Below are 24,571 nucleotides of genomic sequence, written 5' to 3'. Positions count from 1 at the left end.
GCGGGCCGAAACCCGGAGAGAGCGCTGGGAAAGCCCGGCAGTGTTAGCGCGCCCCATGAAATGGACGTGACGGTTCGTTGACAAATTCAAATGCTCTGCGCACCACACTGGGGAATGCGCCAGCCCAGGCCCAACACCCGGCCGTTATGTCACAACATGATAAAATTTGCGGCACATCTTTTGACTTGGTGAGGCCTGTCCGGGCAATCGCCCTGCTGCCCGTGCCTACCCCGTCCCGCCCCGCCTTCTCCCGCTGGCTCCACAGCTTCGTCCCCGCGCCCGTGACGGTGCGGTGGCGCGAGCGTGTGCGCTCGGCCGTAGGCGCGCTGGTCGGCATTCTCTTTACCGGCACGATGATGAAGCTCGTGCCCGGTGCCGCCACGCTCATCCCGCTGCTGGTCGCACCGATGGGCGCCTCGGCCGTGCTGCTGTTTGCGGTGCCGGCCAGCCCGCTGGCGCAGCCGTGGTCGATCATCGGCGGCAACCTGGTGGCAGCCACCGTGGGCGTGACGTGCGCACTGCTGGTGAAAGACCCGGTGGTGGCCTCTGCGCTGGCGGTGTCGATTGCCATTGCCGGCATGTTTGCGCTGCGCTGCGTGCACCCGCCCTCGGGCGCGGTGGCATTGACCGCCGTGATTGGCGGGCCGGCCGTGCACGCGCTGGGGTATGAATTCGTGCTGGAGCCGATCCTGATCCAGTCTGCGCTGCTGCTCGTGGGTGCGCTGGTGTACCACGCCGTTACCGGCCACCGGTATCCGCACGCGCAACGCCTGCCCGCCGCTGAACGCGCCCCCACCGCCGGCGGCTTCACCCGCGCCGACATCGTCGCCGCGCTGCGCCGCCAGAGCGAGCTGCTCGACATCGACCCGGAAGACATCGAGGCCGTGCTGCGCGAGATGCAGCTGCAGGCCCAAGAAGAGAAACTGCGGCGCACCTTCCACGCGCTTACCTGCGCCGACATCATGTCGCAGCCGGTGATTGCCGCCACGCCGGGCACGTCGATCCCGCGTGCGCTGCAGTTGCTGCGCCAGCACAGCTTCAAGGCCCTGCCGGTGGTAGACGAAGGTCAGCGCGTGATCGGCATCGTCACCCGTGCCGACCTGCTGGGCCTCACGCCGCGCAGTCCGGGCAAAACGCTGCGCCAGACGCTGCGCCACTGGTTCAGCATCGGCGCGCCCACGCCGCCGCGCGTGGCCCACCACATGAAGACGCACGTGCAGACCATCGCGGCCACCGCGCCCATGTCGGAGCTGGTACCGCTGTTTGCCAGCGCCGGGCACCACCACATTCCGGTGACGGATGCCGAAGGGCGGCTGGCGGGCATCATCACCGAATCGGATCTGGTGGGCGGGCTGTACCGTCAGGCGACGATCCAGCCGCAGGCCGCCTGAGCGGCCCACTGATTCACGCGCTCCATCACTCGGCGTCGATCGGCCACGCGCGAAACACCTCCAACTGCTCCGCTGCGGCCGACAACGCCGCCACGCGCGGGTAGCTTGCCGCCGGCACGCGGTCCGGCAGCATCAGCTGGACAAAGCCCCAGGCCACGGCGGTCGTCACGCCGGCTTGCGTCAGCGCGCTCGCATCCGCAGGCAGCGGCGCATCCTTCCACTCCGCTTCCAGCGCATCCAGCGCGGCGTGCAACTGACCGTGCACGCGGTCCACCCACGGCGCGTGCACCTTCTCGGTCGGGCGCAGGTTGTGCTCGTAGACGATCTGCACCGCCTTCTCACACGCGGCCAATGCCAGACCGATGACACGCAGCGCGTGCTGGCGCGCAGGCAGCGCGGCGGGCATCAGGCTGCGGCCGGCCAGCGTCTCGGCATAGTCGATGATGAGTGTGGAATCGATCAGCACCGTGCCGTCATCACACACCAGCGTGGGCGCCTTCACCACCGGGTTGATCTCGTGAAACCGGTCGAAATGCCGGAACACCGATACCGACGCATGCTCGAACGACAGGCCGAGCAGCTTGAGCGAAATGGCGGTACGGCGGACGTAGGGCGAGTCGAGCATGCCGATCAGCTTCATGGGGTCTCCTGGGGGGTGGGCTGCGTGGATGACAGAATGTCCATGATAAGCAGCCGCACTGGCGCGTCTAAGCGGTTTCCATCCAAAATCAGGACTCCTCGCCGATGATTCATCGGTCACATCCCTCGCCAACCGCGCCCGCCATGCCCCTGGACAAGAAAGACTGGCTGATCCTCGAAGCCCTGCAGACCGACGCCCGCCAGAGCCTGGCCGCGCTCGGCAAGCGCATCGGCCTATCACAGCCGGCCATGAGCGAGCGCGTGCGCAAGCTGGAAGACGCGGACGTGATCGAGGGCTACAGCGCACGCGTCAACCTGCGCCGTGTCGGCATCGGGCTGCAGGCCTACATCCACATCGAGACCACCCACGCGCACATCCGCCAGTACATCAAGCTGTTCGAAGAGATGCCGGAGGTACTGGACGCCAGCCGCGTCACCGGGCAGCACTGCTTTATCGTGCGCTGTGCGATTGCCGAGCCTGGAGATCTGGAGCGCGTGGTCGACAGCCTGGCCAGGTATGGTTCAGTGACAACCTCGCTGGTGCTGTCCACCCCGGTCGCCAAGGCGGTGACGGTGGGCGCGATGCGTGCGGCCAAGGACAAGGACAAGGCATGAGCGCGCGTTCGCCGGCACGAAGCCGATTCAACGTGAAGGGGTGGTTGCTGATCGCAGCCATCTTCACGCCGATGATTCTTGCGTATGTCGGCCTCTTGGCTTCCCGTGACAGCTTTATCCACACACGCATCCCGCGGATCGCGATCGCCTGCGTCGGTGCCGTCATCGTGGGCGTACTCTATGCGTTCTTGATTTCCGACGCTCGCAAGCCCCTGCAACCATTGCTGCCGCATATCGCCGGAGCCATGGTGAGCTTTGGCGCCGTCGGTTTCGCGTTGACGTTCGGATGGCTGACCGCCCTCCCGCGATTCACCAGCACGGAGGTCCGTACGTTTGATACCGCCTACGCGCGCACCAGTGGTTGGAAAAACTGCCGCTTTGGCGCTCGGTTTCCAGATTCAGCCATCGCGGGCAGCATCAAAATCTGCGGCGAGGGGAAGGGACTGTCGGACACCGCCGCACAGGGCCACCTCCGCGTGACAGAGGCCGTCAGCCCCTACGGCGTGCAGTTGCTGAAGATCGAACCCATCCCTGCCCCCACATAGTCGAAACAAAAAAATGCCGGCACGCTGTCACAAACCCCATGCCTGCTCCGTCTAGGGAATAGATCCCTAGACGACACCGCCCAGACCATGCCCCCCTCCAAGCGCACTCAGATCGGCACCGACAGCGAAGACACCGCCTTCACCGCGGCCCGCCCGCGCCTGTTTGCCATTGCCTACCGCATGCTCGGCACGCGCGCCGATGCGGAGGACGTGCTGCAGGACGCGTGGATGCGCTGGCATCAGGCAGACCAATCCGCATTGCAATCAGCCGAGGCGTGGCTGGTGACCGTTGTCACGCGCCTCTCGATCGACCGCCTGCGCGCCGCCAAGGCTGAGCGTGAGGCCTACGTGGGCTGGTGGTTGCCCGAGCCGCTGGTGGAGGTGGAATCCAACGCCCCCACGCCCGAGAGCGCCGTGGAGCTGGCGGGCGATCTGTCGATGGCGTTGCTGTGGGTGCTGGAGCGCCTGTCGCCCGAAGAGCGCGCGGCCTTTCTGATGCGCCAGGTGTTCGACCAGGACTATGCGGAGATTGCCGCCCTGCTGGGCAAGAGCGAAGCCGCCTGCCGGCAGATGGTGCATCGCGCATCGGACCGTGTGCAGCAGGACCGCCCGCGCTTTGATGTGTCGGCCGACACGCACCGCGACCTGCTGGAGCGCTTTGCCGAAGCCTCGCGCAGCGGCCAGCGTGACGCCATCCGCGCCCTGCTGGCAGATGACGCGCACCTGGTGGGCGACGGCGGCGGCAAGGTGCCTTCGTTCACGCGCATCATTCAAGACGCCGAGCAGATCACCAAGATCTACTGCGAGCTCGTGCGCGCAATGGGCAACGTCCGCTACCAGCACGCCCGCGTCAATGGCGCGCCGGGCCTGCTGCGCTATGTGGATGGCAAGCTCGAATCGGCGCAGTCGTTCGTCATCGAGAACGGCCGCATTGTCGCTATCTACGTGGTGCGCAACCCAGACAAGCTGGCGCACATCGGCACCGGCGCATAAAAAGCAAAAGATTTTCGGCCGGGCTGTCACAACCCGGCCGCGCGAGGCGTCTTAAGGGTATGGAGCGACGCAACACACCGGCGTGCGAACGCTCCAGGTATCCAATCCAAACCCCAGGAGCCTCTCATGTCGCAAGCACCCCGCGTTGTCTACTACCAACTCGCACCGAAAGCCTTCAACAACCTGCTGAACCTGTCGAATGGCCTGCGCCGCGACCTGCTGGGCGCGAAGCTGGTCGACCTCGTCCTGCTGCGCGTGTCGCAGATCAACGGCTGCGCCTTCTGCATCGACATGCACTGGAGCGACCTCATCAAGATGGGCGAAGACCCGCGCCACCTGAACGCCGTGGCCGGCTGGCGCGAAGCGCCGTTCTTTACCGAGCGTGAGCGCGCCGCGCTGCGCTGGGCCGAGCTGGTCACCAACACGCCGCACAGCGATGCCAGCGATGACGAGTTCGCCAAGCTGCGCGAGCATTTCAGCGACGAGGAGATTGCCGAGTTGAGCTTCGTGATCGTCACCATCAACAGCTGGAACCTGCTGAACGTGAGCCTGCGCAACCCCGTGCCGGTCAAGCCGTACGTCGCGGCCGCGTAAGACGGTTGGTGACAAGTCTGCAAGGCGGCGCCCGTGTGCCCACATGGGCGCCGGGCTTACACCTGCAGGAAGCGCACCATCAGCACTTCATCTGCGTAGCCGGCGGCCGACTTGAGCGCGCGCGGCTCGACGCCATAGGTCTCAAACCCACAGCGCTGGTATAGCGCCAGCGCAGCTGCGTTGGTGTGCACCACCGACAGCGTGAGCTGCTCCACCTGCCCCGTGGCCGCCGCTACGATGCCGTCCACCAGTGCTGTGCCTACCCCGCGCCCTCGCACCTCGGGCGCCACGTAGAAGCCCCAGATGAACCCTTTGTGCGCGAGCTTGGCAATGGTCTGCTGCTTGAAGCCGACCATGCCTGCGATCTGCGTGCCGTCGTAGGCGCCCAGCACGATCGTCGTCGCAAGCCGCTCGGCAAACGCCTCCAGCGGGAGCCCGGCCTCGGCGTCATACGTCGAGCCGAATGCCTCGGGCGAATCCCGGAGCGCGGTCAGGCGGATGGCGCGGTAGTCCGCAACATCGGCGGCAGCCGCCGGCGTGAGTTGGCGAAGGATGATGGCGTTGATGGACATGGCTGTGACTGACAGGGCAAGCAACGAACGGCCACCAGTATCGCGCCAAACATAGGCACGCGGCGTGTACCGCATGTCTGCGTCCATGCGGCCGAGGGCTCAGTCAGTCAATTGGCCTATGTCGGCATGTGGCCCCAGGTTTCTATCCTTCGGGAAAACGCGAGTCCACACTCGCGCATCAAAACCCGGGGGGAGCCATGGCCAAGCCTGTCATCGCCAATGCGGAACGCATCAGCAACGCAACAACGCAGCCGATGCCCGCACCGGTTCCTCCGGCACCGCACCGACACCCGTATGGCACGCATGGCGCCGCCCTGGTGATGGCTGCCGCGCTGTCGCTCAATCTCACCGCGTGCGGTGGCGGCGACGATTCCGGCAGCGATACCGGCGCGACCCCGCCAACGAACAACGCTACGCCTGCACCGACGCCCACGCCCACGCCAGCACCGACTCCGTCGCCAGCACCGACTCCGTCGCCAACACCGTCGCCTGCGCCGACGCCGACACCAACACCGTCTCCGACGCCTGCGCCAACTCCGGCTCCAACGCCGTCTCCGACGCCCGCGCCAACACCGGCACCAACGCCTTCTCCGACGCCTACGCCAACACCGGCACCAACGCCGTCTCCGACGCCCGCGCCCACGCCGAGCCCAACACCTGCGCCGTCGCCCGCACCTTCGCCCACGCCCGCTCCGGCACCGGCACCGACGTACTCGGTGGGCGGCACGGTCAGCGGCTTGAGCGCAGGCAAATCCGTCACGCTGCTGGACAACGGCGGCGACGCGGTAACGGTCAGCGCCAACGGCAACTTCAGCTTCCCGACCAAGCTCACGCAGGGCAAACCGTATGCCGCCACGGTGGGCACGCGACCTTCGGGTGAGAACTGCACCGTCACCAACGGCAGCGGCAACGTGGGCATGGCCAACGTGACCGGCATCATGGTGACCTGTTCGGCGCGGCCGCTGTTCGGCTACGCGGTCAACTCGAATGACGGCACCGTCTCTGCCTTCACGCTGGATGCCACCACCGGCATGCCCACGGCGATCGGCACTTCGGTACCGGTCGGCTCCGGTCCGCTGTCGCTCACCATCGACCCGGCGGGCAAGTTTGTCTACGTGGCCAATGCCTACGACAGCACCATCACCACACTCGCCATCGACCCGAACACCGGTCTGCTGACGGTGGTGGGCTCACCCACGGCCACTGGCATACAGCCGTACAGCATCGCGCGCACGCCCAACGGCAGCTTTGCGTACACGGCCAACTATGGGGACAACACGCTCAGCGCGTTCTCGGTCAACACGGGCACCGGGGCGCTCACGGCGCTGTCGGCCATCACGGCCGGTGCCAACCCGTACACCATCACCATCAACAACGCGGGCACCTTCGCCTACGTAGTGAACGCCAACAGCGGCGGCACCGCCGGCACGGCCATGGCGTTTGCCATCAACAACAGCACGGGTGCCTTCACGCAGGTGGGCACCACGGTCAACACCGGCAACACGCCGCAGTTCATTGCCGTCACCCCTGCGGGCAGCTATGCGTATGTCGCCAACTCGGCAGACAACACCATCGGCATCTACAGCATCGGTAACACGGGGGCGCTGACCATCTCGGGCACGCCCGTGACGGCCGGCACCAACCCGTTCTACATGGCGATCTCGCCATCGGGTGGCTTCATGTACGTGGCCAACGTGCTCAGCAACAACGTGAGCGTGTTCTCGATCAACCCGGCCAATGGTGCGCTCACGCTGGTGGACACCACGCCCACCGGCAACGCCCCCGTGACAGTGCTGGTGAACCCGGCGGGCACCTTTGCCTATGTGGTCTGCGGCATCGACAACACCGTGACGGCGTACAGCATTAACGGCACCACCGGCAAGCTGACGGCGGTAGCGAATGGGGCAGCCAATACCGGCGGCAACATCCCACGTGGGATGGCGATTGTGGCGGTGCCTTGAGCGTGATCCAGTGGGTCAGGGAGTGAAGGCGGCTGCCCGGAGCCCCTTGCGTTTGCGAGGGGCTTCGTTTTTGGCGAGCGCTAGCGTGTGCTCAGTACGGCCACCGCACGTGCAGCGGCTCCGGCATCCAACCAAACTTGATGACCGTGAAAGACAGTGGAAACATGTTGAGCAGCACGTCGTACGGGCGCTTTTCCACCTCCAGCCGCCAGCTCCCATTCTGGTACGTCAGTAGTCCGTCGCGCATGAGGAAGCTTCCGCGCAGGCCATCGACGGAGCTGCCGTGCAGTTGGTCCCAATTCTGTATGACAGCCGTCAGCAGCGAGTGACACAGATCGCGTTCGTTCTCGGTTGGCGCATCGTCCGCTGCCATGAGCGGCGCGAATACTTCGATACCGCACATGACCTTGGCCAGCGGCAACAGGACTTCGTCTTCCACCCACTGCCCGCTTGCCAGCAGATGCGCCAGGCGCACCGCGCGATGATTGGCCACCGCATCGACAAACTGCCCGTCGCGCATCAAGCCACATCTTTCGAAATAGAGCGGCAGATACGCCTGGAGCAGCACCAAGCCAGCGTTGGTGACCCTGATGGGCGCAGCGCCTTGGTTGTGGGTGGCCTTAGCAAAATGGTCTGTTGTCATGGATGGCCTTCGTCAGGTGTTGCCCATCTTTTGCTGGAACGTCATCACGATGAACTCGGCCGGACGCACCAGTGCCACCCTGACCGCCACCCGCATCCAGCCATTCAGCACATCTTCGGCCGTCATGGTCCTGCCCAGGCCGACGTCCACAGAGAATGCTCCGTCGGCGCTGGCCCCCTGGAGCGCCCCTTCCTGCCATTGCTGGTTGAGAAACACGGTGATGGCCGAACTGACCGATAACCACGTCGTCGCATCGTTGGGCGAGAAGGCATACGGCAGCACACCCGCCTTGATCGACTGCTCCAGCATGATGAGCGTGCGGCGTACGTTGATGTACCGGAAGTCCTGGGAGTTGCCATCCAGCGTGCGTGCGCCCCAGACCACCGTGCCGTAGTTGGGAAACGTGCGGATGGCGTTGACGGCCTTGCCGTCCAGCGGCGTGTTCAGGTCTTGCTGATCCGCGTCTGACAACGCAACCGTGAGTGAGGCCACACCGGACGGACTGACGTTCGCGGGGGCCTTGGACACACCGTACGCCTGATCAACCCTGCAGTAGATGCCCGCCATGGCACCGCTGGGCGGCAGCAGGTTCACGCGGGCCAGGATGTCGGCCACGACCGTGCGGTAGAGATCGAGCGACGTGGACAGCAACTGATCTGCCGCCTTGGCCTGTGCATCCGGCATGTCGTGTGCGAGGCTGGCAATGGTGTGCGTGAGCGCCTGGAGCTGAGTGGCCTGAGCGGGCGTGCTGAAGAACACCTCGGCGTCGCGCTGCAACGCCGCCTGGAAAGCCGGCATCGCGCCCGGCGCAATCGCCCGGAAATCCACCCCCGCCCGCACCGTGGTGTTGAGCCAAGGGTAGTAGGCCGCCCCGTAGCTGAGTGCATCCGCGCCGACCGACGCGCGGAAGGGTGCGATGGGATCACCCGCGCCCGAGGCAGGCCGTTGATCGCCCCTGGGCACATCGAGAATGGCAATGCGGCTCTGCTTCTTGCCGCAATGCGCGAGCGCCAGCGCCGGATACGCCGCGGCCACCTCAGGCGTCAGGCTCACGACATCGGGCGCGACGACAAGCGTGACATCGAGCTCGTTCTCCAGCAAAGCCAACGCAGCCGAAAAATCCGCCACCGCTGGCGTGGCCGCATACGACCCCACTGACATGACGAAGCATGGCCCGCCACCATTGAGGAAGTAGAGCTGCACGCTGGCGTGCAACACAAACAGGTGCGGATGCGCCAGCGTGTAGCGGCCCTGCGCAACGTCCGACGTTTCTGCATACGTGAACGCAAGCGGCGGCGGCCCACCGAACAGCGCTTCGTAGTCCGCCATGGACACAATGCGCTGGGGCACCTGCGTGAGCAACCGCCCAGCACTGTCAGCCCGTTCCGTATAGCCGATGAAGACCGGTACCGCCGTCTGCACGGCCACGATGTTGCCGGGCGGCAGCGCCGGTTCAACGACGTACGCGCCGGGGACTTTGTATTGCGCCATAGGGGTGCCTTCGTGGGCGTTGGAGAGAGGGATTGCCTGGCCAGCCGCTACGGCTATCCGCCAATCAAGACCGTCATGCAACCCAGCACGATGGTGCCGCCGTGGGCTGTGGCGTCCCCCATGCGCGCGGCAGGCCGGCCGCCGATCAAGACGGTGGACGAGCCTTGGACAATGCTGTCTGGCGGGCCAATGCAGACGGCCATGTCGCCCACCACCGCCGCCGGCAAACCGCCGATGAGGACCGTGGGCTGGCACGGCCCATTGATGGGCCCGCCGACATGCGGGATGGGCGCCGGATACGACGGCGTCTGCATCGGACACTGATGGAAATCGGTCAGGCGTGCGGCAGCGGGCATGGTGGGCTCCGGTGACAACGAATGACTTCAGTTGATCCTGACCAGCGCGCCACGCACGGTGGTCTCCATGCCGCTGCTCAGCTCGGCGCTGGCCCCCCCGGTGGCCTTGAGTTCAGTGTCCGCATGGACAGTCACGCTCATCCCCTCGATGGACACATCGCCCGCCCGCGACCGGATCGACACGCCCTGCGCGCCATCCAGCGTGAGCACACCGTCGGTCTTGATGGTGAGGTTGCCGTTGCTGTGCAACGTCATGCCCTCGGGTGACAGGGTGATCAGATCATCGTTGTTGTTCTGCAAGGTCACGCTGCGCTTCGGGTCATCCAGAGTGACGAACTGCCCGCCGGCCGTGCGGATGCGGAGGACCTGCGCCTCCTCATCAAACTCGATGCCCAACCGCGAGCGCGTGACGATGGCCTTCCGGTTGTTGTTGTTGTAAACATCCGCAGCGAACGGCGGCGGCCGCTTGGCGCTGTACAGGCTACCCAGGATGACCGGCGATGTGGTGTCGCCACCCAGCAGGCCAAGCACCACCTCATCACCAATCTCGGGCATGAAGATCATGCCCACGCTATTGCCGCTGGCGTAACCATTGGCCATGCGCGCCCACAGGCCCTCGCCCGCCGGGCCCAGCGCCGGCACGTTTACCTGCACGCGCCACTGTCCCTCTGGGTCTGCCAGGCCGACCACCGTACCGGTCAGCATGCCTTGCACGCCCTGTTGCACTCCGTTTGCTTCTGCGTCTGCCATGCCAGTGGCTCCTGAGGTCAAACCGTTGCGTGATGGAATCAATCGAGAATGAAATCGCGCCCCGCGTTGCTGCCGGCCAGGCTGGGCTCGCCCGCCATATCGCGCACGGCGTCTTCAATCATGGCGGACATGGCGTTGAGCGCGAGGTCGTTGTCTTCGGTGCCGAAGGGCTCTTCGATTTGCGAGGCGATGGCCTCGTGTGCCATGAAGGTGTACGCCACAAACACCGCAAACACCGGCGTGAAATTGCCGATGCTCTCCACCAGCCCGAACGGCAGCGCCGCGCAGAAGAAGTACACCGTGCGGTGGATCATGACCGAGTACGCAAACGGCAGCGGCGTGCCGACAATGCGCTCGCACCCGCCGATGGCGGCGGTCAGCTCGTTGAGATTGCGGTCAAACGCCAGCGCGGCATAGGCATTCAACGCACCGGTTTGGGTCCGACGCTGCACCCACTCACCCAACCACAGCGTGAGGATGGCGGGCCGGTAGCGCGCGGCCATCACGCGATCGAGCAGCGGCGCGGGCAGACGGGCGGCCAGGTCTTCACGCGGGTCTGTACGGCGCAACTGATGGCGCAGCGCATGCGGCAGCGCGCTCAGCACCCGCGTGAACTCGCGCACATCGTCTGCAGACACCGCACCCTGCGGCAACAGCGATGGCAACGTCAGCGCCTGCCGCGTGAGCGAGCGCGCGCAGTTGAGCAACTGTCCCCAGAGCTTGCGCGCCTCCCAATAGCGGTCGTAACTGGCGTTGTTGCGAAAGCCCAGAAACACCGCCAGCGCAATGCCAACGAGTGAGAACGGCGTCGTGCTCAGGTGAATGTCTAGCGGCAGCCAATGCGCATGCACCACCAGGGCCACCAGCGAGATACAGAAGATCAGGAACAGGCGCGGCAGCAGCTGCGGCAGCACAGACCCGCGCCACGCGAGCAGCATGCGGAACCAGTGCAAGTGTGGGCGGACGACCATGGTGGGGAGAGAGAGGCCGGAGTGCGGAGGATTATGGCAGATGGCCAATCGCGCACGGGCCCGACGCCGAGGGGTGGCATGGCACCCGTTGGATGGTATCTCCGCCCCGCCACGGGCGCCGTCTTGCTGGGGTGGCTAGTGTGGGCGCAGGGTGCGCGGGCTCATTGCACCGCGCCAATGAACGCCGCCAGCTCCGCCGTCCTGGGGTTGGCAAACACGTCCTTGGCGGGGCCGCTTTCATGGATCAACCCCTGGTGCATGAACACAAGCTGATCGCCCACGTCGCGCGCGAAGCGCATCTCGTGCGTGACCATGATCAGCGTCATGCCCTCGGCGGCCAGTTGCTTGACCACGGCCAGCACCTCGTTGACGAGCTCCGGGTCCAGCGCGGAGGTGATCTCGTCGCACAGCAGCACCTTCGGCTGCATGGCGAGTGCACGCGCAATGGCCACGCGCTGCTGCTGGCCGCCGCTGAGCTGATCGGGGTAGGCATCGTATTTGTCGCCCAGCCCTACCTTAGCCAGCATCTGGCGCGCGAGGTCATGCGCTTCCGACTTCTTCATGCCCTTGACCACCACGGGCGACAGCGCCACGTTCTCGCCCGTCGTGAGGTGCGGAAACAGATTGAACTGCTGGAACACCATGCCCACGTTCAGCCGCAGCGCGCGCAACTGCGCGGGCGTGGCCTGCGAGCCCTGGAGCACCGCGTTGTCCACAACGATCTGGCCGTCGTCGATGGCTTCCAGCCCGTTGATGGACCGCAGCAGCGTGCTCTTGCCCGAGCCGCTGCGCCCGATGATGGCGACCACCTGGCCGCTTTCCACGCGCAGGTCCACGCCCTTGAGCACATGGTTGTTGCCGTAATGCTTGTGTACGGCGCACAGATCAACGAGCGGCATAGAGCTTCTTTTCCAGATGAGAGGCACAGAGCGACAGCGGCCAGCACAGCGCGAAGTACGCCAGCGCCACCAGCCCATAGATAAGGAATGGCTGGAACGTGGCATTGGCCAGCACCGAGCCCAGCTTGGACAGATCTTCAAACCCGATGATGGAGGCCACCGCCGTGCCCTTGACGATCTGCACGGAGAACCCCACGGTGGGCGCAATGGAAAGCCGCACCGCCTGCGGCAGCACCACATGCCGCATCTGCTGGAAGTAGCCCATCGCCAGGCTGGAGGATGCTTCCCACTGCCCGCGCGGAATGGCTTCCACACAGCCGCGCCACACCTCGGCCAGATACGCGCTGGTGTACAGCGTCAGGCCGATGGCGGCAGCCGTCCACGGTGACATCTCAAACCCCGCCATGGAGGCACCAAAGAACACCAGGAACATCTGCATCAGCAGCGGCGTGTTCTGGAAGAGTTGGATATAAGCCTTGCTCACGCGTTGCAGACCGGCGTTGCGCCCCACGCGGGCAAACAGCACCACCAGGCCCGCCGTGCCGCCCAGCACAAAGGCCATGAGCGACAGCATGAGCGTGGCGAGCAGCCCTTCCCCCAGCTTGAGGAGAATCGGCAACAGAGGGATGTCGGCGATCATGCGGCAGTCTCCGCAGGGGTGGTGGTGACGGTGCGCGCAGCAACCGGCCCGGCCGGCACCCGGCGCACCACGACAAAGCGCTGCCCCACCCACGCCAGCAACTGACGCAGCAGCAACGCCAGCGCAAAGTACAACGCGGTGACGATCAGATAGGTTTCAAACGCGCGGAAGTTGCGCGACTGGATGAAGTTGGCGGCAAAGGTCAGATCCTGCGCGGCAATCTGCGAGACGACCGACGTGCCCAGCATGACGATCACGATCTGGCTGCTCAGCGCGGGCCACACCTTCTGCAACGCGGGCCGCAGCACCACGTGCCGGAAGATCGCCCAGCGGCTCATCGCCAGCGCATTGGCCGCTTCCAGCTGGCCGCGCGGTGTTTCCTGTATGCCTGCGCGCACGATCTCGGTGATGTACGCGCCCAGGTTGACCACCACGGTGAGCAACGACGCCTGCCATTCGTTGATCTGCACACCCAGCGAAGGCAGGCCGAAGAACACGAACATCAGCTGGACGAGGAACGGCGTATTGCGGATGGCCTCCACATACACCTTGAACAGGACGTTGAAAGGCTTGATACGCCAGGCACGGCACACGCCCCCGGCCACGCCGATTGCGCCGCCGAGCACCGCGCCCGCCGCCGTGAGCGCCAGCGTAAAACCCACGCCCTGCGCCAGTTGGCCGCTGTAATTGAAGACAGCGCCAAAGTCGAATTGATAAGCCATAGAGGTGTTCCGTGGCCCGGCGTGCGGGCCAGTGCGAAGGCGTGGTTTACAGCTTGGCGGGCAGCGGCATCTTGATCCAGCGCTGCGACAAGTCGTTCAGGCGCCCATCCGTCTTGAGCTTGGTGATGGCCGCGTTCACTTTGTCGAGCAGCGCGGGCTCACCCTTGGCCACGCCCACATAGCAAGGCGTGTCTTCCACGGGGAACTTCATGTCGAGCTGGCGCAGCTTCGTGCGCTCGTTCACCGCATTGGCCACGATGTTGCCCACCGTCACCAGCTGCACCTGGCCGATCAGGTAGCTCTGCGCAGTGGCGTTGTTGTCTTCATAGCGCTTGATGGTGGCCGAAGCCGGCGCCACGGCCGAGAGGGCCAGGTCTTCCGTCGAGCCGCGCGTCACGCCGATCGTCTTGCCGGCCAAGTCCGCCGGCACCTTGATCGACACATCCTTCGGGCCATACACGCTCTTCGGGAACGGCGCATACGCCTGCGTGAAGTCGATCACCTTGGCGCGCTCGGCGTTCTTCCCCAGGCTGGAGATGACGACATCCACCTTGCCCGTGGTCAGGAACGGAATGCGGTTGGTGCTGGTGACGGGCACCAGCTCGGCCTTCACGCCGAGTTCCTTGGCGACGAGGTTGGCCATGTCGATGTCATAGCCCTGCAGCTTGAGGTCCGGACCCAGCGAGCCGAACGGCGGGAAGTCGTTCGGAATGGCCACGCGGATCACGCCCGCTTTCTGGATGTTGGCCAGCACATCGGCATGGGCCGGGCGGCCCGGCAACAGCGCGACGACAGCGCTGGCGGCCATGACGGCGTAGAGAAACGTGCGGCGCGAGGTGTGGGCCGAAGTGGGGGCCGAGGTGCGGCCAATCAGCATGCGGGTCATTCAAGAACTCCTTCAGAAGGTGCAGCAAGGCGAAACGAGACAGGATCGGGAAACGGCTGGTCTGGCGCGGGCGCCGATGCGGTGAGGTCAATCCCGCTGCGGCGCGCGGCCGACAGCAGATGGGCGCGCATGGCCTCTGCACTGGCGGCGGCATCGCCCGCGGCAATGGCCTGCACGATGGCGTCGTGCTCGTGCGCGGGGTGGTCGTCGGCGCCATTCCTGGCGAAGGGCAGACGCAGGCTGTGGCCGATGGCGTGCTCCAACTGGCCGGCCATCGCCATCAGGCCCGGGTTGCCCGACAACTGCGCCAGCAGCATGTGGAAGTGCAAGTCCGCCTCTGCCGCGCTCAGCAGGTCATTGCGCGCCAGCGCATGCGCCAACTGCTGCTGCAGCCATTGCAGGTGGCGCAGGCCAGCGGCCTGCATGCGCGCGGCGGCCAGCGCCGTCCAGCCGGGCTCCAGCACCAGGCGCAGCTCAATCAACTGACGCGGCGACAGCGTGCCCAGCGCGGGCGTGGCAAACGGGCGATGCAGGCGCTCTGCACTTGCCTGCGGCCCGCGCACCAGCACGCCCCGGCTGGGGAGGATGTCGACTAAGCCCAGCGTCTCCAGCACCGTGAGCGCCTCGCGCAACGACGCGCGGCTCACGCCCAGGCTTTCTGCCAGCTCACGCTGCGGCGGCAGACGGCTGCCACTGGGGTAAGCGCCGCTGAGGATGCCTTGCTGGAGTGCTTGCGCAACGGAAGATGGGATGCTGTGCATGGGCCGGAATGGGGGAAAGACACGGTCGTGGTCTGACCGGTCGCCCACGGCTTATGCGAGTTTTGTGCCATGCAGCAATGCGCGGCGTGTTGGACGTTATTGGGGGCGGTACTGCGGGTGGTTGATTGCCTGGGCTGTGCCCATGCGTGAGGCAAGCGCTGCCGGATGGGGCTGCGGTGGCTTGGAGTTGGTGCGTGATGGCACCGATTTGGAACGCCGTGGCGTGCCCGGGTGTTGAGGCACCCCGCCCGTCTCGGGGGACCGTCTTGCTGTGGTTATTGGCTTTCGCCAGCCCGCTCTATGGCGGTGAGCACTTCCCACGTATCAGGGTTGATCTGACAGCCCTCCAGCACCATCGATACGAAGGCGCCGATTCCATCCAGAAAGCCCGCGCGATATTCCAGTGGGCGCGACGCGGTTGGCGAGATGGCCGTTTTCTGAATCCCCCACTGTGGCAATTGGCGTTGGCCCTGGGGCCTGCGGCTTGCAGCACAATCTGACCGCACTCACCCAACAACCGCCGTGCAGCACGGCCACGCCATGCCCCATCTCACACTGGAATACTCCGCAAACCTCCGCGCCTTTGACGCCCAAGCGACCTTGCTGGCCATCAATACGGCCCTTGCCGCCACCGGGCATTTTGTTGAGGCGGACATCAAGAGCCGAAGCCACCGGTGCGACACGTTTGCTGTGGGCACCTCCAGCGAGCCGCGCGCATTCGTACACGCGGACCTCGCAATCTTGAGCGGGCGACCGCTCGAGACCCAGCGTGAACTGTCGGCAAGTGTGTTGGCCGTCTTGCAAGCGCAGTGCAGCGCGCCGGCGGGCGTGCACCTTCAGCTTTCTGTGCAAGTGCTTGAGATTGAGCGCGAGTCGTATGCGAAGGTGAGCATCGCGGCGCACGCTTGATGGACGGGCACCCCGCCCGTCTCGGGGGCCGTGTTGCTGTTGTTATTGGCTTTCGCCAGCCCGCTCTACGTGCAGCACATAAAAAAAAAGCACCCGAAGGTGCTTTTTTTGTTTAGTTGGAAAACGGAAGCCGCGCTCTTATCCAGTCAATTGTTGTCGGCGGCATAGCAATGGTGTGATCCGCCTGCTCTTTATCATCCTGATAGGTAATGCTGTTCTTTCCTATGGTCAGCGGCTCATGCCCCGGCTGACCTTCCCAAAAAACCTTGTAATGCCTTCTCGCCAGAACTTCGCCATGCTCATTTGTAACGGTGAGGACAACGGCATCCATACTGTCACCGAAGAAATGGCTATCGTTTGTGCCACTTCCACAAATTTTGATGGTGAATTTCTTACCATCAAACTCCTTCACACCGCCATTCAGCTTGTCACTGTAGTTGTAGCGTTGGCAATCGGTGTAGTCATGGTTCCCACGCAGGAACAAGAGTGCAGCACCAAACATCAGAAAAATAATCGCTGCGCCAATGATTAATCTCCGCTTCAGCGGCTTCTTCACATCGGCTCTGGTGGTCGGCATATCGTTTCCAGCTTGAATTGAATAGGTTTGCTCAGCTTGAGCAGCTGTGGCTTGCTATAGATCATGAAGTCGCCACCACGGTTGTGCTTCTGGCGCCATTCGTTGTAGCTTTTGTTGTAGACGGGATAATAAACGTTTCTCTCCAGAAGCTTTCTGAAGCCTGGCCGCTTATCGACTGGCTTATCCACTGGATCCCGTGGCAAGTAGGTTGTTTCTGTGATTTCTGAGTTGCCCATCTGAGTATGGAGCTTCTTTCCATCAACCAGATCGCTGATGGCTGCACGATAAGAAAGAATCATGTCCTTCTTATTCCAATGCCCAAGGTACTGGCTGTTCCCATCACCCTTGTCATTGAAAGAGTAGTTATCCTTCAAGTACACATAGATGTGGGTAATACTGGCCGTTGCATCAACACAATACGCCTTGGTTTGTGCTTTGCTATCGTACTGAAAGTACTTTTCAGCAGACACTTCGACTTTCCCAATCGCAGCATAAATATTGAAATTTCCCAGCGCCGCCGTGAGGTCCGTCAGGAGCAACCCATCAAGGGTGGCACTTGTTGGGATATCCTGAAACTGGAACTGCCAGTCAAGGTGGAACTGCCTTTCGTCATTAATAAAGGGAGTGACATCAAAGGAAAGGTCTACCGAACCTTTGTCAACGAAGATACTCCTTATCTGCCTAGCAACTTTCTTCTTGGCTTCTTTCGCAGCATTGGGCGAATAGATTTTCTTATAAACAAGCTCATCATATCTCTTCTGAACACTTCCGAATTTCAACGCCCAATTGAGGTTTACGGTTGTGTCGTCAATAGGCTGCACGGAGTTGGGATCATCGTTATAGATATGCTTGGGGCTGGCAAACCATTCCCTCGCAATTTTGGCAGCAATCGGCCAGCCAATGTTATCCATCGCTTTTGGGACATCTTGAAGATCGAACTCGGGAATCTTGTCACGGTCCTCCGCTTCGAGCTCCTTTGGCTCAGGCTTAGGTGGTTCCTTCGGCTGTTGTTTCTTGGCCTGTTCAGCAAGCAGTTTCTGGCGTGCGGCTTCCGCTTGCTGAGCCTTGATCTGCTCCGCTGTAGGCTTGGGTGGTTTGGGAGGCGGAGCTTTGCCTGGCGCTGGCCGCTCATATGAGATGGTTTGGAGGGTATTGATGGGAATGGCACCACTCACCCCATCGCGCTTGCTCCATACCTTCCCACGAAAGAATGAAGGCTCCATTGTGTAATACGGAACCTTCTTCACCTTTACGCCCATAGACGCCTGCTGTCAGATTGAAGAGCCCGAAGAAATATCATGGACGTGATAAATGAGCAACGCGAGACACACTGATTTTTCCGAGATTAAGATTTGGAAATAGACAGCCGCTCTTTCCTTAATCATTCGCCTCTACAGTTCTGTCAGACCTCAGGCTATATCTGCAGGCAAAGTATTTTCCCCGTCCTCATTCATTTTGCCGAAGCGAGAGAAATTGTCGTGATGGGCTCTTAGCTCATTGGATGCGGCACCTCCGGCCCGTCTCCGGAGATACGTCTTGCTGTTGTTATTGGCTTTCGCCAGCCCGCTCTAGGGCGGTGAGCACTTCCCACGTTTCAGGGTTGATCTGACAGCCCTCCAACACCATCGACACGAAGGCGCCGATGCCATCCAGGAACCCTGCTCGATATTCCGGCGCGTGGATGCTGGTGTGGGCCAGCGCCAAGCGCAGGGTGTCGGGGCGGAGTTCACGATGGATACGCAGATCGGCTTGCGTGCGGCAGAGGTAGTCGCGCGCGGCCAGGGCGCCGGTTAGGTAGGTTCGGCGTTGGGTGGGGGTCATTGGTGCTCCCCTGATGCGCGGGCAGGTGGGGGATGCTGGGGTGGGGATGGATATGAAGCGATTGGCATGAAGCCTCCGTGAGTTTCGATCGGAGGTCCGCCATCTCGTCGCCAGACGGGGGTGGCGGGCCTGACGGCGGGGCTGGCGAACCGGTACTCACGGCAACCGGCAGACCTTGCGGTCTCCCCACCCGGCCCGCCTTGGTAGACGATGCGCGAGCGCGCCCGAGCGTTACCGCGAGGCGGCAGCTCGTTGTGAGTACTCTAGGTCGCCAGACCCGGCTGCCGTTGGTGCGGCAGCGGGGCAATTATAGCGATGAGGGTTGGCGCCGGAGTCTGATTCTTCAGCGTTGTGCTCCTGGGGGCTGAGCGTTGAACTCGACTCATCAGCCTCCGCGACTCACCCGTCCTCCGTTACCCGAAAGCGGCTTCGGCGGCCAGCGTGCGCTTCTCGACACAGCTTGTGTGGCTTTGAATCTGCGCACAATCCGACAACCTATAATGCCGAGTTGTGCCTTGTTGCGAAGGGAGATACCACCATGGGCGTCAATAGCAAGATCGAATGGACCCATCACACGTTTAATCCGTGGTGGGGATGCTCACGTGTATCGCCCGCTTGTAAACATTGCTATGCAGAGACGTGGGCAAAGCGAGTCGGACAGAATGGTCTTTGGGGCAACAAGTCAGAACGTCGGTTCTTCTCGGACAGCCACTGGAAAGAACCTCTCAAATGGAATAGGGATGCCGAGACCGCCGGCGAACGCCGCCGTGTTTTCTGTGCCTCGATGGCGGATGTGTTCGAGAATCGAAGGGATCTGGATGAATCCAGAGATCGATTGTGGCAACTGATCGAAGACACTCCGAATTTGGACTGGTTATTGCTAACCAAACGCATTCAGCACGTGGAAAAATTGGCCCCGTGGTCTGACGAGTGGCCGAAAAACGTGTGGCTTGGTACAACCGCAGAAACTCAAAAATGGCTAGAAAAGCGAGTTGAGCATCTGCTCAAACATGCCGTTAGCGTTCGATTCATTTCGGCCGAGCCTCTACTTGGGGCACTCACTCTGTCTCAATGGCTACAGCCCCCGGGAAGCAATGAACCTGGAATCAACTGGGTAATTGCTGGAGGGGAAAGTGGGCCAGAGTCACGCCATATGCACCCCGCTTGGGCCGAGGACCTGAGGGATCAGTGCCTGCAAGCCGGAGTCCCCTTTCATTTCAAACAGTGGGGACACTGGGCTCCGGAAGAGCTTATTCAAGAAACCATTTCCGCACGAGCACAGCGCATAGAGCTTGTCGGAAAATCTGGCGAGTTGATTCGCATGGTAAAAGTGGGTAAAAATAAAGGCGGCCGCGTACTCGGAGGCCAGCATTGGGACCAAATACCATAAAAATCGACGGATGGCGGTGGAGGCGGATGGGAAATAATCACTACGACTGGGCCATCGGAGGCCGACTTCCGGAGCTGAAGCGACACAGTCAAGCCAAGCATGAAATCCTCCGCAGCTACTTGGTACGGTACATTCAAACGCTCGTCTCCACTCCTCATCAGGATGTACTAAGCCTAACTATCGTTGATGGTTTTGCGGGTGGAGGCTTGTACCGGGATGCAATTAGTGGATTAACTGTCCCAGGCTCGCCGCTGATTGCGCTGGAAGCCTGTGAAGAAGCAAAAGCGCTGATTATGGAGAGGCAACAGCGTAGGAAGGATTTGCTTCTAGATGTCGACTACTTCTTTGTCGAAAAAGATCCTGCGGCGCATGCCCACCTGGAGCACGTTCTAACAGAGCGAGGGATTCGCATTAACTCCCTGTTCGGCGGAAATGTACACGTCCAGCAAGGCATCTTCACCGATCATTTAGACGGCATCCTGCGCTACATTCGAAGTAAGTCGCGGACCGCTGGGAAATCCATATTCATTCTCGATCAGTACAGCTATGACGACGTGTCACTAGAGGTACTGAACCGTATCCTGGATAGCACCCCGAAAGCCGAAATCATCCTGACCTTCAACGTCGGCGCGTTGCTGACGTTCCTGAACCCGGAAAACGCGGCCCAATTCTCTGTCAGGACAGGGATGCCCAATCCGCTGAATGGCATCGAGGATCTGAGCATCCTGAAGGCAGATCGGAATTGGCGCTACATCGTCGAAAGAAACTTCATCGGCCGGTTGCAATCGCTGGCCCATGCAAAGTTCTTTACCCCCTTCTTCCTTCGACCGGAGCGAGGCCATGGTGACCTATGGCTCGTCCACCTCTCGCGTCATGCAAAAGCCAATGACGTCATGAAGCAAACTCACTGGGAGGGGAAGAACTACATCCACTATGGCGGCTCCGGCCTAGACATGCTCGGCTACCACGGCGGCCGTGCAATGGAGGAACAGATCTCGCTGCTTGGTGATGAGTACGAGTTCGACAACATTGCCGCTGCACGAACGCACTCGGCTTTGCTTGAGGGTATTCCCAGCACGCTTAGTCACGGGCAGACGACGACCTTCGGTGAGTTTGTGGCTGCGCACTGTAACGGTACCCCTGGCACCAAAGACATGATTGCCGCCGCAGCGTTTGAGCTCGCTACAAGCGGGGAGATCGTGATAGCAAGCGAGAAAGGGCGCGCCCGCCGTATAAGTACGGCGATCAAGGACACCGACACGATCCAACTCCCTCGGCAAATTCGACTTCTCTGATTGATTGGAAATAGCCGTAAGCGCTCACGCCTACGATTTTCTAATCCGTGCGCCCTTTTCTAGCCCTTCATTGCTTTATATGGATATAAGCCCATCAATATCCTTGACCTTGCGGTACACAGCTGGGTTTTCACCAACAGCCAACGCATCGAAGTGAGCGGCCCCACATTTGATCTTGCCGCCCTCACGATCGCGCAAGTCCTCTTCAAACAGACTGCTTTTGGTTTCCACCACAAAATACAGTCGCTCCTGGCCGTCACGCTCAATCAACACCGCCCAGTCGGGGTTATAGGTGCCCAAGGGGGTTGGCACCTTGAACCAGCCAGGCAACTTCGCATAGACCTTCACGGCCTCATTTGTCTCCAGGGCTTGTGCGAAATCGCGCTCGACGGCTGAGTCATAAGCAACGTGCTCGTAGACCGACTTCTGAGTGTTCTCCACGAGGTTCTTCAGATAGCCGGTTAACTCTTGCGTCTCGAACAGCTCTTGCGCGTAGTAGTGATCATCACCAAGTCGCTGGTACTTGATGCCATCCACCAAGGCCAGCCGTTTGCACCGGTTGATTGCCTCCGCCGACAGCTCAATGAACTGCTGTGGGTTGCGCTTAAAGTCATTGAGACGCGTGCTCTCGGTAAGAACGCGTGCAATCGTCTTGCGTGTGAGCTGGGTTCGGTCCTGCAGCTCGGTCAACAGATCCGGAAGTTCAATATCGTTCTCGTACAAAGCAACCGGTTCTGCGACCGCAAGTACCGACGCGCTCACTCCCGCTTTACTGATCGCCATCCCTGCCCTCCTCCACTGAAGACGCGTCTTCGCAACCGGTGGCATGTCGTTTAGGGCTTGGATGGCCTTCTCGATCAGCTTGCTATTGTCGAAGTGCACGCGGTACGTAGTCTTGTGCTTGATGCGATCCCATAACGCCTTGAACTCGGGGCTCACTAGCACAGACTTGCGAACTGGAATTCGCCTGCGGTCGTCCGCATTCTTGATTTCCAGCTTACCCGCCAATTTTTTGAGCGCCGCCGCGATCTGATCCTTCAGGTCATGAAACTGCTCGGGCAAAGCTAGCTCGCCACCCTTCAGCGCGGCACGCAGCGTGTCTTGCACTTTGCCTTTGCTATCGATATAGCCCTGCGACTTGAGATGAGCCCAAAGTGTTTTGGACGCTTCGAAGCCAAGTGGTACAACTTCGCCATTCGGCAGATCAATGGCGATGCCAGCGAACTCATGGTCATGCACGATCCCGAATTGAATGCCGGTGTCCTGCTCGATGTCGCGTTGCAGGTTTTCCGCAAACTGCTCGTAGCTCTCGGTCGCGATCACCGTAAGCGTATTGACCTCAAAGCCGCGAAGACGCTCGCCGTTTTGGTTCACGCACAGGCGCAGGCCACGACCAATCGTCTGTCGGCGCCACCGCTCTGTCTCACGGGTGGAGAAATTGCAGATTTGAAAGACGTTGGGGTTGTCCCACCCCTCCTTGAGCGCAGAGTGCGAGAAGATGAATTTCAGCGGAGAAGAAAAACTCAGCAGCTTCTCCTTGTCGCGCATGATCAGGTTATAGGTGTCGTCATCGGCAGCCGTACTTCCACTGGTGTCTTTCACCACTTCGACGTTCTTGCCACCAATCTTCTTTTTATCGATGGAGAAGTACCCGTTGTGGACCTCGCTTGCAGATGCAGACAGATCCACTTCCGCGAACATGCTTTGGTAGTCCGGATGCTTCGCCAAACGCTTGTACTCTTCCTCGAACATCAGAGCGTATTCGCCCTTGAGCGGATTGCCTTGTTCGTCGTACTGACGGTACTTGGCCACCTCATCGATAAAGAACAGGCTGAGCACCTTCACGCCAAGCGGACGCAAATGCTTCTCCTTGTCTAGGTGCTCTTTGATAGTTCGAGCAATCATGGCGCGCTGTACTGCACCAGCATCCACATCCCCCCAGGCCTCGCCCACGCGTAGGAATTCTTCATGGCCAGGCACTTTCAGTTCAATGAACTGATCCGCCTTGGCCGCACGAATCTCTCCGATGCGAACGTTGGCATATAGCGGGCGACCGGTCTCTTGCTCAAGATCGAAACCATCTTGCACAGTGATTGGCTCGCGGCGCACCGCGCCCGCTGCATTCTGACGATCTACCTCGATGCTCGCCGTAATCACACCCTTCTTGTTCGTCACAGCCAGCAACTTCACATAGGGCTTGTTATTGCCGCCTTGTACCGTGGCGGCTGCCACTTCGATCTGTTTGACCAGCCTTTGCTCGTAAGCATCCACTGCGTCCAGCCGGTACACCATGTTGTGTTTGTCGACATGCGTGGCCGAATAGCGCAGCGTGCATAGCGGATCCATGTGCGCCAGAGCCCTCCTGCCTTTGCCGTCGATACCGCCATCGACGCTTTGCGGTTCATCGACGATCAGGATAGGACGCGTGTTGCGAATCAAATCGATGGGGCGTTCACCACCTGTCTTTTCGCTGGCGCGGTACATCTTGTTCTTGGACTTCTCGCGTCGCTTTGCCTCATCAGACTCCTCAGCTGCAGCAGCGGCTTCATCACCAAACTTATTGATCGCGCCCACCGTGATGACCATGATCTGAATGTTCGCGCTGGTTGCAAAGTTGCGCACCTCGCCCAGACGGTCCGAGTCGTACTGAAAAAACTCATAGCCCTTCGCGCTTGGGTAAAGGCTCTCGAAATGCTCACGAGTGATCTGCAGCGTCTTGTTCACCCCCTCCTTGATGGCGACGGAGGGAACCACCACGACGAACTTGGTGAAGCCATAGCGCTGGTTCAACTCGAAGGCGGTACGCAAGTACACATAGGTCTTGCCGGTACCAGTTTCCATTTCCACGGTGAAGTCCAGCGGCTGCTTAGGCTTCAGTGGATCGGAGGGCGGCACGCCATTGCGCAATTGCACCTTCTGCAGGTTCTCGCTCAACTCCTCATCCACCAGCAACTGCAATGCATTACCGATACCGCCTTCGGCTGTGAACTGCTTGCCTTCAAAACTCTGCTGCCCGGCGTCGGCCTGTGTCTGTGCCGTCACGGTAAACACAGAGCGGCAGACCTCCTGCCCGCGAAACAGGTCGCAAACCGCTTCGACGGCGGCGGCTTGGTAGGGAAGATCAGATTCGAAATGGAGTTTCATCCTGCG

Annotated in this window: 25 protein-coding genes and 1 pseudogene; 9 read left to right on the top strand and 17 right to left on the bottom strand. The window is 61.7% G+C overall.

Annotation, left to right across the window (positions count from 1 at the left end):
- Positions 1–221: 221 nt before the first annotated feature.
- Positions 222–1,391: an HPP family protein gene (locus ACS13N_RS08490; RefSeq protein WP_438931244.1), complete on the top strand. Its 1,170-nt coding sequence runs from the start codon at positions 222–224 to the stop codon at positions 1,389–1,391.
- Between the two features lie 25 nt (positions 1,392–1,416).
- Here ACS13N_RS08490 and ACS13N_RS08485 read toward each other — a convergent pair whose 3' ends face one another.
- Positions 1,417–2,031, bottom strand: a complete 615-nt coding sequence (locus tag ACS13N_RS08485) for a glutathione S-transferase (protein WP_438931243.1) — start codon at positions 2,029–2,031, stop codon at positions 1,417–1,419.
- 143 nt (positions 2,032–2,174) lie between these two features.
- Here ACS13N_RS08485 and ACS13N_RS08480 point away from each other — a divergent pair, with 143 nt between their 5' ends.
- From ACS13N_RS08480 to ACS13N_RS08465, 4 genes are all read left to right on the top strand, one after another.
- The gene (locus ACS13N_RS08480; protein ID WP_438931242.1) at positions 2,175–2,645 is read left to right on the top strand and encodes an Lrp/AsnC family transcriptional regulator; all 471 of its coding nucleotides are present in this window, start codon (positions 2,175–2,177) and stop codon (positions 2,643–2,645) included.
- The gene (locus ACS13N_RS08475) at positions 2,642–3,190 is read left to right on the top strand and encodes a hypothetical protein (RefSeq protein WP_438931241.1); all 549 of its coding nucleotides are present in this window, start codon (positions 2,642–2,644) and stop codon (positions 3,188–3,190) included. The genes ACS13N_RS08480 and ACS13N_RS08475 overlap by 4 nt, the downstream gene beginning before the upstream one ends.
- Positions 3,191–3,277: 87 nt before the next feature.
- Positions 3,278–4,183 (top strand): RNA polymerase sigma-70 factor, encoded by a 906-nt coding sequence (locus ACS13N_RS08470; RefSeq protein ID WP_438931240.1) that lies wholly within the window; start codon positions 3,278–3,280, stop codon positions 4,181–4,183.
- A 126-nt stretch (positions 4,184–4,309) separates the two neighbouring features.
- Complete coding sequence (locus ACS13N_RS08465) at positions 4,310–4,777, top strand: carboxymuconolactone decarboxylase family protein (protein ID WP_438931239.1); 468 nt, start codon at positions 4,310–4,312, stop codon at positions 4,775–4,777.
- Positions 4,778–4,833: 56 nt separating this feature from the next.
- Here the strand turns inward: ACS13N_RS08465 and ACS13N_RS08460 are convergent, their stop codons facing one another.
- Positions 4,834–5,349: a GNAT family N-acetyltransferase gene (locus tag ACS13N_RS08460; protein ID WP_438932815.1), complete on the bottom strand. Its 516-nt coding sequence runs from the start codon at positions 5,347–5,349 to the stop codon at positions 4,834–4,836.
- A 411-nt stretch (positions 5,350–5,760) separates the two neighbouring features.
- The gene (locus ACS13N_RS08455) at positions 5,761–5,928 is read right to left on the bottom strand and encodes a hypothetical protein (RefSeq protein WP_438932885.1); all 168 of its coding nucleotides are present in this window, start codon (positions 5,926–5,928) and stop codon (positions 5,761–5,763) included.
- Here ACS13N_RS08455 and ACS13N_RS08450 point away from each other — a divergent pair.
- Positions 5,928–7,310 (top strand): annotated as a pseudogene (locus ACS13N_RS08450) (lactonase family protein); the annotation flags it as partial. The gene ACS13N_RS08455 and the pseudogene ACS13N_RS08450 overlap by 1 nt on opposite strands.
- A 91-nt stretch (positions 7,311–7,401) precedes the next feature.
- Here ACS13N_RS08450 and ACS13N_RS08445 read toward each other — a convergent pair.
- The 10 genes from ACS13N_RS08445 to ACS13N_RS08400 form a co-directional block, all read right to left on the bottom strand.
- Positions 7,402–7,953, bottom strand: coding sequence for a contractile injection system tape measure protein (locus tag ACS13N_RS08445; RefSeq protein ID WP_438931238.1), 552 nt, complete (start codon positions 7,951–7,953; stop codon positions 7,402–7,404).
- Between the two features lie 12 nt (positions 7,954–7,965).
- Complete coding sequence (locus ACS13N_RS08440; protein WP_438931237.1) at positions 7,966–9,444, bottom strand: phage tail sheath family protein; 1,479 nt, start codon at positions 9,442–9,444, stop codon at positions 7,966–7,968.
- Positions 9,445–9,497: 53 nt separating this feature from the next.
- A complete protein-coding gene (locus ACS13N_RS08435) occupies positions 9,498–9,800 on the bottom strand; it encodes a PAAR domain-containing protein (protein ID WP_438931236.1) in 303 nt (100 codons plus the stop codon).
- Between the two features lie 27 nt (positions 9,801–9,827).
- A complete protein-coding gene (locus ACS13N_RS08430; RefSeq protein ID WP_438931235.1) occupies positions 9,828–10,550 on the bottom strand; it encodes a phage baseplate assembly protein V in 723 nt (240 codons plus the stop codon).
- Positions 10,551–10,588: 38 nt separating this feature from the next.
- Complete coding sequence (locus tag ACS13N_RS08425) at positions 10,589–11,521, bottom strand: bestrophin family protein (RefSeq protein ID WP_438931234.1); 933 nt, start codon at positions 11,519–11,521, stop codon at positions 10,589–10,591.
- A gap of 161 nt (positions 11,522–11,682) precedes the next feature.
- Complete coding sequence (locus tag ACS13N_RS08420) at positions 11,683–12,420, bottom strand: amino acid ABC transporter ATP-binding protein (protein WP_438931233.1); 738 nt, start codon at positions 12,418–12,420, stop codon at positions 11,683–11,685.
- Positions 12,407–13,060, bottom strand: a complete 654-nt coding sequence (locus ACS13N_RS08415; RefSeq protein ID WP_438931232.1) for an amino acid ABC transporter permease — start codon at positions 13,058–13,060, stop codon at positions 12,407–12,409. The genes ACS13N_RS08420 and ACS13N_RS08415 overlap by 14 nt, the downstream gene beginning before the upstream one ends.
- Entirely contained in the window at positions 13,057–13,782 is a 726-nt protein-coding gene (locus ACS13N_RS08410; protein ID WP_438931231.1) for an amino acid ABC transporter permease, read from the bottom strand. The genes ACS13N_RS08415 and ACS13N_RS08410 overlap by 4 nt, the downstream gene beginning before the upstream one ends.
- A gap of 46 nt (positions 13,783–13,828) precedes the next feature.
- Positions 13,829–14,659 (bottom strand): transporter substrate-binding domain-containing protein, encoded by an 831-nt coding sequence (locus tag ACS13N_RS08405; RefSeq protein WP_438932814.1) that lies wholly within the window; start codon positions 14,657–14,659, stop codon positions 13,829–13,831.
- Between the two features lie 5 nt (positions 14,660–14,664).
- Positions 14,665–15,429 (bottom strand): FadR/GntR family transcriptional regulator, encoded by a 765-nt coding sequence (locus ACS13N_RS08400; RefSeq protein ID WP_438931230.1) that lies wholly within the window; start codon positions 15,427–15,429, stop codon positions 14,665–14,667.
- A gap of 522 nt (positions 15,430–15,951) precedes the next feature.
- On the opposite strand from ACS13N_RS08400, the gene ACS13N_RS08395 reads away from it, so the two are divergent.
- A complete protein-coding gene (locus ACS13N_RS08395) occupies positions 15,952–16,338 on the top strand; it encodes a 5-carboxymethyl-2-hydroxymuconate Delta-isomerase (RefSeq protein WP_438931229.1) in 387 nt (128 codons plus the stop codon).
- Positions 16,339–16,450: 112 nt separating this feature from the next.
- On the opposite strand, the gene ACS13N_RS08390 is transcribed toward ACS13N_RS08395, so the two are convergent.
- The 3 genes from ACS13N_RS08390 to ACS13N_RS08380 form a co-directional block, all read right to left on the bottom strand.
- Entirely contained in the window at positions 16,451–16,915 is a 465-nt protein-coding gene (locus ACS13N_RS08390; RefSeq protein ID WP_438931228.1) for a hypothetical protein, read from the bottom strand.
- Positions 16,891–18,174, bottom strand: a complete 1,284-nt coding sequence (locus tag ACS13N_RS08385; protein ID WP_438931227.1) for a DUF6402 family protein — start codon at positions 18,172–18,174, stop codon at positions 16,891–16,893. Before ACS13N_RS08385 ends, ACS13N_RS08390 begins: the two co-directional genes overlap by 25 nt.
- A 286-nt stretch (positions 18,175–18,460) precedes the next feature.
- Positions 18,461–18,736 carry a hypothetical protein gene (locus tag ACS13N_RS08380; protein WP_438931226.1) on the bottom strand — a complete coding sequence of 92 codons (276 nt, stop codon included), beginning with the start codon at positions 18,734–18,736 and terminating at the stop codon, positions 18,461–18,463.
- Positions 18,737–19,274: 538 nt separating this feature from the next.
- Between ACS13N_RS08380 and ACS13N_RS08375 the strand changes: the two genes are divergently transcribed.
- The gene (locus ACS13N_RS08375; protein WP_438931225.1) at positions 19,275–20,126 is read left to right on the top strand and encodes a DUF5131 family protein; all 852 of its coding nucleotides are present in this window, start codon (positions 19,275–19,277) and stop codon (positions 20,124–20,126) included.
- Positions 20,127–20,152: 26 nt separating this feature from the next.
- Positions 20,153–21,421 carry a three-Cys-motif partner protein TcmP gene (locus ACS13N_RS08370; protein ID WP_438931224.1) on the top strand — a complete coding sequence of 423 codons (1,269 nt, stop codon included), beginning with the start codon at positions 20,153–20,155 and terminating at the stop codon, positions 21,419–21,421.
- Between the two features lie 75 nt (positions 21,422–21,496).
- On the opposite strand, the gene ACS13N_RS08365 is transcribed toward ACS13N_RS08370, so the two are convergent.
- Positions 21,497–24,565, bottom strand: a complete 3,069-nt coding sequence (locus ACS13N_RS08365; RefSeq protein ID WP_438931223.1) for a type III restriction-modification system endonuclease — start codon at positions 24,563–24,565, stop codon at positions 21,497–21,499.
- Between the last annotated feature and the right edge of the window lie 6 nt (positions 24,566–24,571).

It is taken from the genome of Ralstonia sp. 24A2 (assembly GCF_051783885.1).
Lineage (GTDB): Bacteria > Pseudomonadota > Gammaproteobacteria > Burkholderiales > Burkholderiaceae > Ralstonia.
The sequence above is the reverse complement of the archived record's forward strand: the minus strand, read 5'-3'. Positions and strand labels throughout refer to the sequence as shown.

Bases quoted from the DNA above. Each gene is read 5' to 3' on its own strand.
- ACS13N_RS08485 (WP_438931243.1), bottom strand. From the start codon at position 2,031: ATGAAGCTGATCGGCATGCTCGACTCGCCCTACGTCCGCCGTACCGCC.
- ACS13N_RS08480 (WP_438931242.1), top strand. From the start codon at position 2,175: ATGCCCCTGGACAAGAAAGACTGGCTGATCCTCGAAGCCCTGCAGACC.
- ACS13N_RS08475 (WP_438931241.1), top strand. From the start codon at position 2,642: ATGAGCGCGCGTTCGCCGGCACGAAGCCGATTCAACGTGAAGGGGTGG.
- ACS13N_RS08470 (WP_438931240.1), top strand. From the start codon at position 3,278: ATGCCCCCCTCCAAGCGCACTCAGATCGGCACCGACAGCGAAGACACC.
- ACS13N_RS08465 (WP_438931239.1), top strand. From the start codon at position 4,310: ATGTCGCAAGCACCCCGCGTTGTCTACTACCAACTCGCACCGAAAGCC.
- ACS13N_RS08460 (WP_438932815.1), bottom strand. From the start codon at position 5,349: ATGTCCATCAACGCCATCATCCTTCGCCAACTCACGCCGGCGGCTGCC.
- ACS13N_RS08445 (WP_438931238.1), bottom strand. From the start codon at position 7,953: ATGACAACAGACCATTTTGCTAAGGCCACCCACAACCAAGGCGCTGCG.
- ACS13N_RS08440 (WP_438931237.1), bottom strand. From the start codon at position 9,444: ATGGCGCAATACAAAGTCCCCGGCGCGTACGTCGTTGAACCGGCGCTG.
- ACS13N_RS08435 (WP_438931236.1), bottom strand. From the start codon at position 9,800: ATGCCCGCTGCCGCACGCCTGACCGATTTCCATCAGTGTCCGATGCAG.
- ACS13N_RS08430 (WP_438931235.1), bottom strand. From the start codon at position 10,550: ATGGCAGACGCAGAAGCAAACGGAGTGCAACAGGGCGTGCAAGGCATG.
- ACS13N_RS08425 (WP_438931234.1), bottom strand. From the start codon at position 11,521: ATGGTCGTCCGCCCACACTTGCACTGGTTCCGCATGCTGCTCGCGTGG.
- ACS13N_RS08420 (WP_438931233.1), bottom strand. From the start codon at position 12,420: ATGCCGCTCGTTGATCTGTGCGCCGTACACAAGCATTACGGCAACAAC.
- ACS13N_RS08415 (WP_438931232.1), bottom strand. From the start codon at position 13,060: ATGATCGCCGACATCCCTCTGTTGCCGATTCTCCTCAAGCTGGGGGAA.
- ACS13N_RS08410 (WP_438931231.1), bottom strand. From the start codon at position 13,782: ATGGCTTATCAATTCGACTTTGGCGCTGTCTTCAATTACAGCGGCCAA.
- ACS13N_RS08405 (WP_438932814.1), bottom strand. From the start codon at position 14,659: ATGCTGATTGGCCGCACCTCGGCCCCCACTTCGGCCCACACCTCGCGC.
- ACS13N_RS08400 (WP_438931230.1), bottom strand. From the start codon at position 15,429: ATGCACAGCATCCCATCTTCCGTTGCGCAAGCACTCCAGCAAGGCATC.
- ACS13N_RS08390 (WP_438931228.1), bottom strand. From the start codon at position 16,915: ATGCCGACCACCAGAGCCGATGTGAAGAAGCCGCTGAAGCGGAGATTA.
- ACS13N_RS08385 (WP_438931227.1), bottom strand. From the start codon at position 18,174: ATGGGCGTAAAGGTGAAGAAGGTTCCGTATTACACAATGGAGCCTTCA.
- ACS13N_RS08380 (WP_438931226.1), bottom strand. From the start codon at position 18,736: ATGACCCCCACCCAACGCCGAACCTACCTAACCGGCGCCCTGGCCGCG.
- ACS13N_RS08375 (WP_438931225.1), top strand. From the start codon at position 19,275: ATGGGCGTCAATAGCAAGATCGAATGGACCCATCACACGTTTAATCCG.
- ACS13N_RS08370 (WP_438931224.1), top strand. From the start codon at position 20,153: ATGGGAAATAATCACTACGACTGGGCCATCGGAGGCCGACTTCCGGAG.
- ACS13N_RS08365 (WP_438931223.1), bottom strand. From the start codon at position 24,565: ATGAAACTCCATTTCGAATCTGATCTTCCCTACCAAGCCGCCGCCGTC.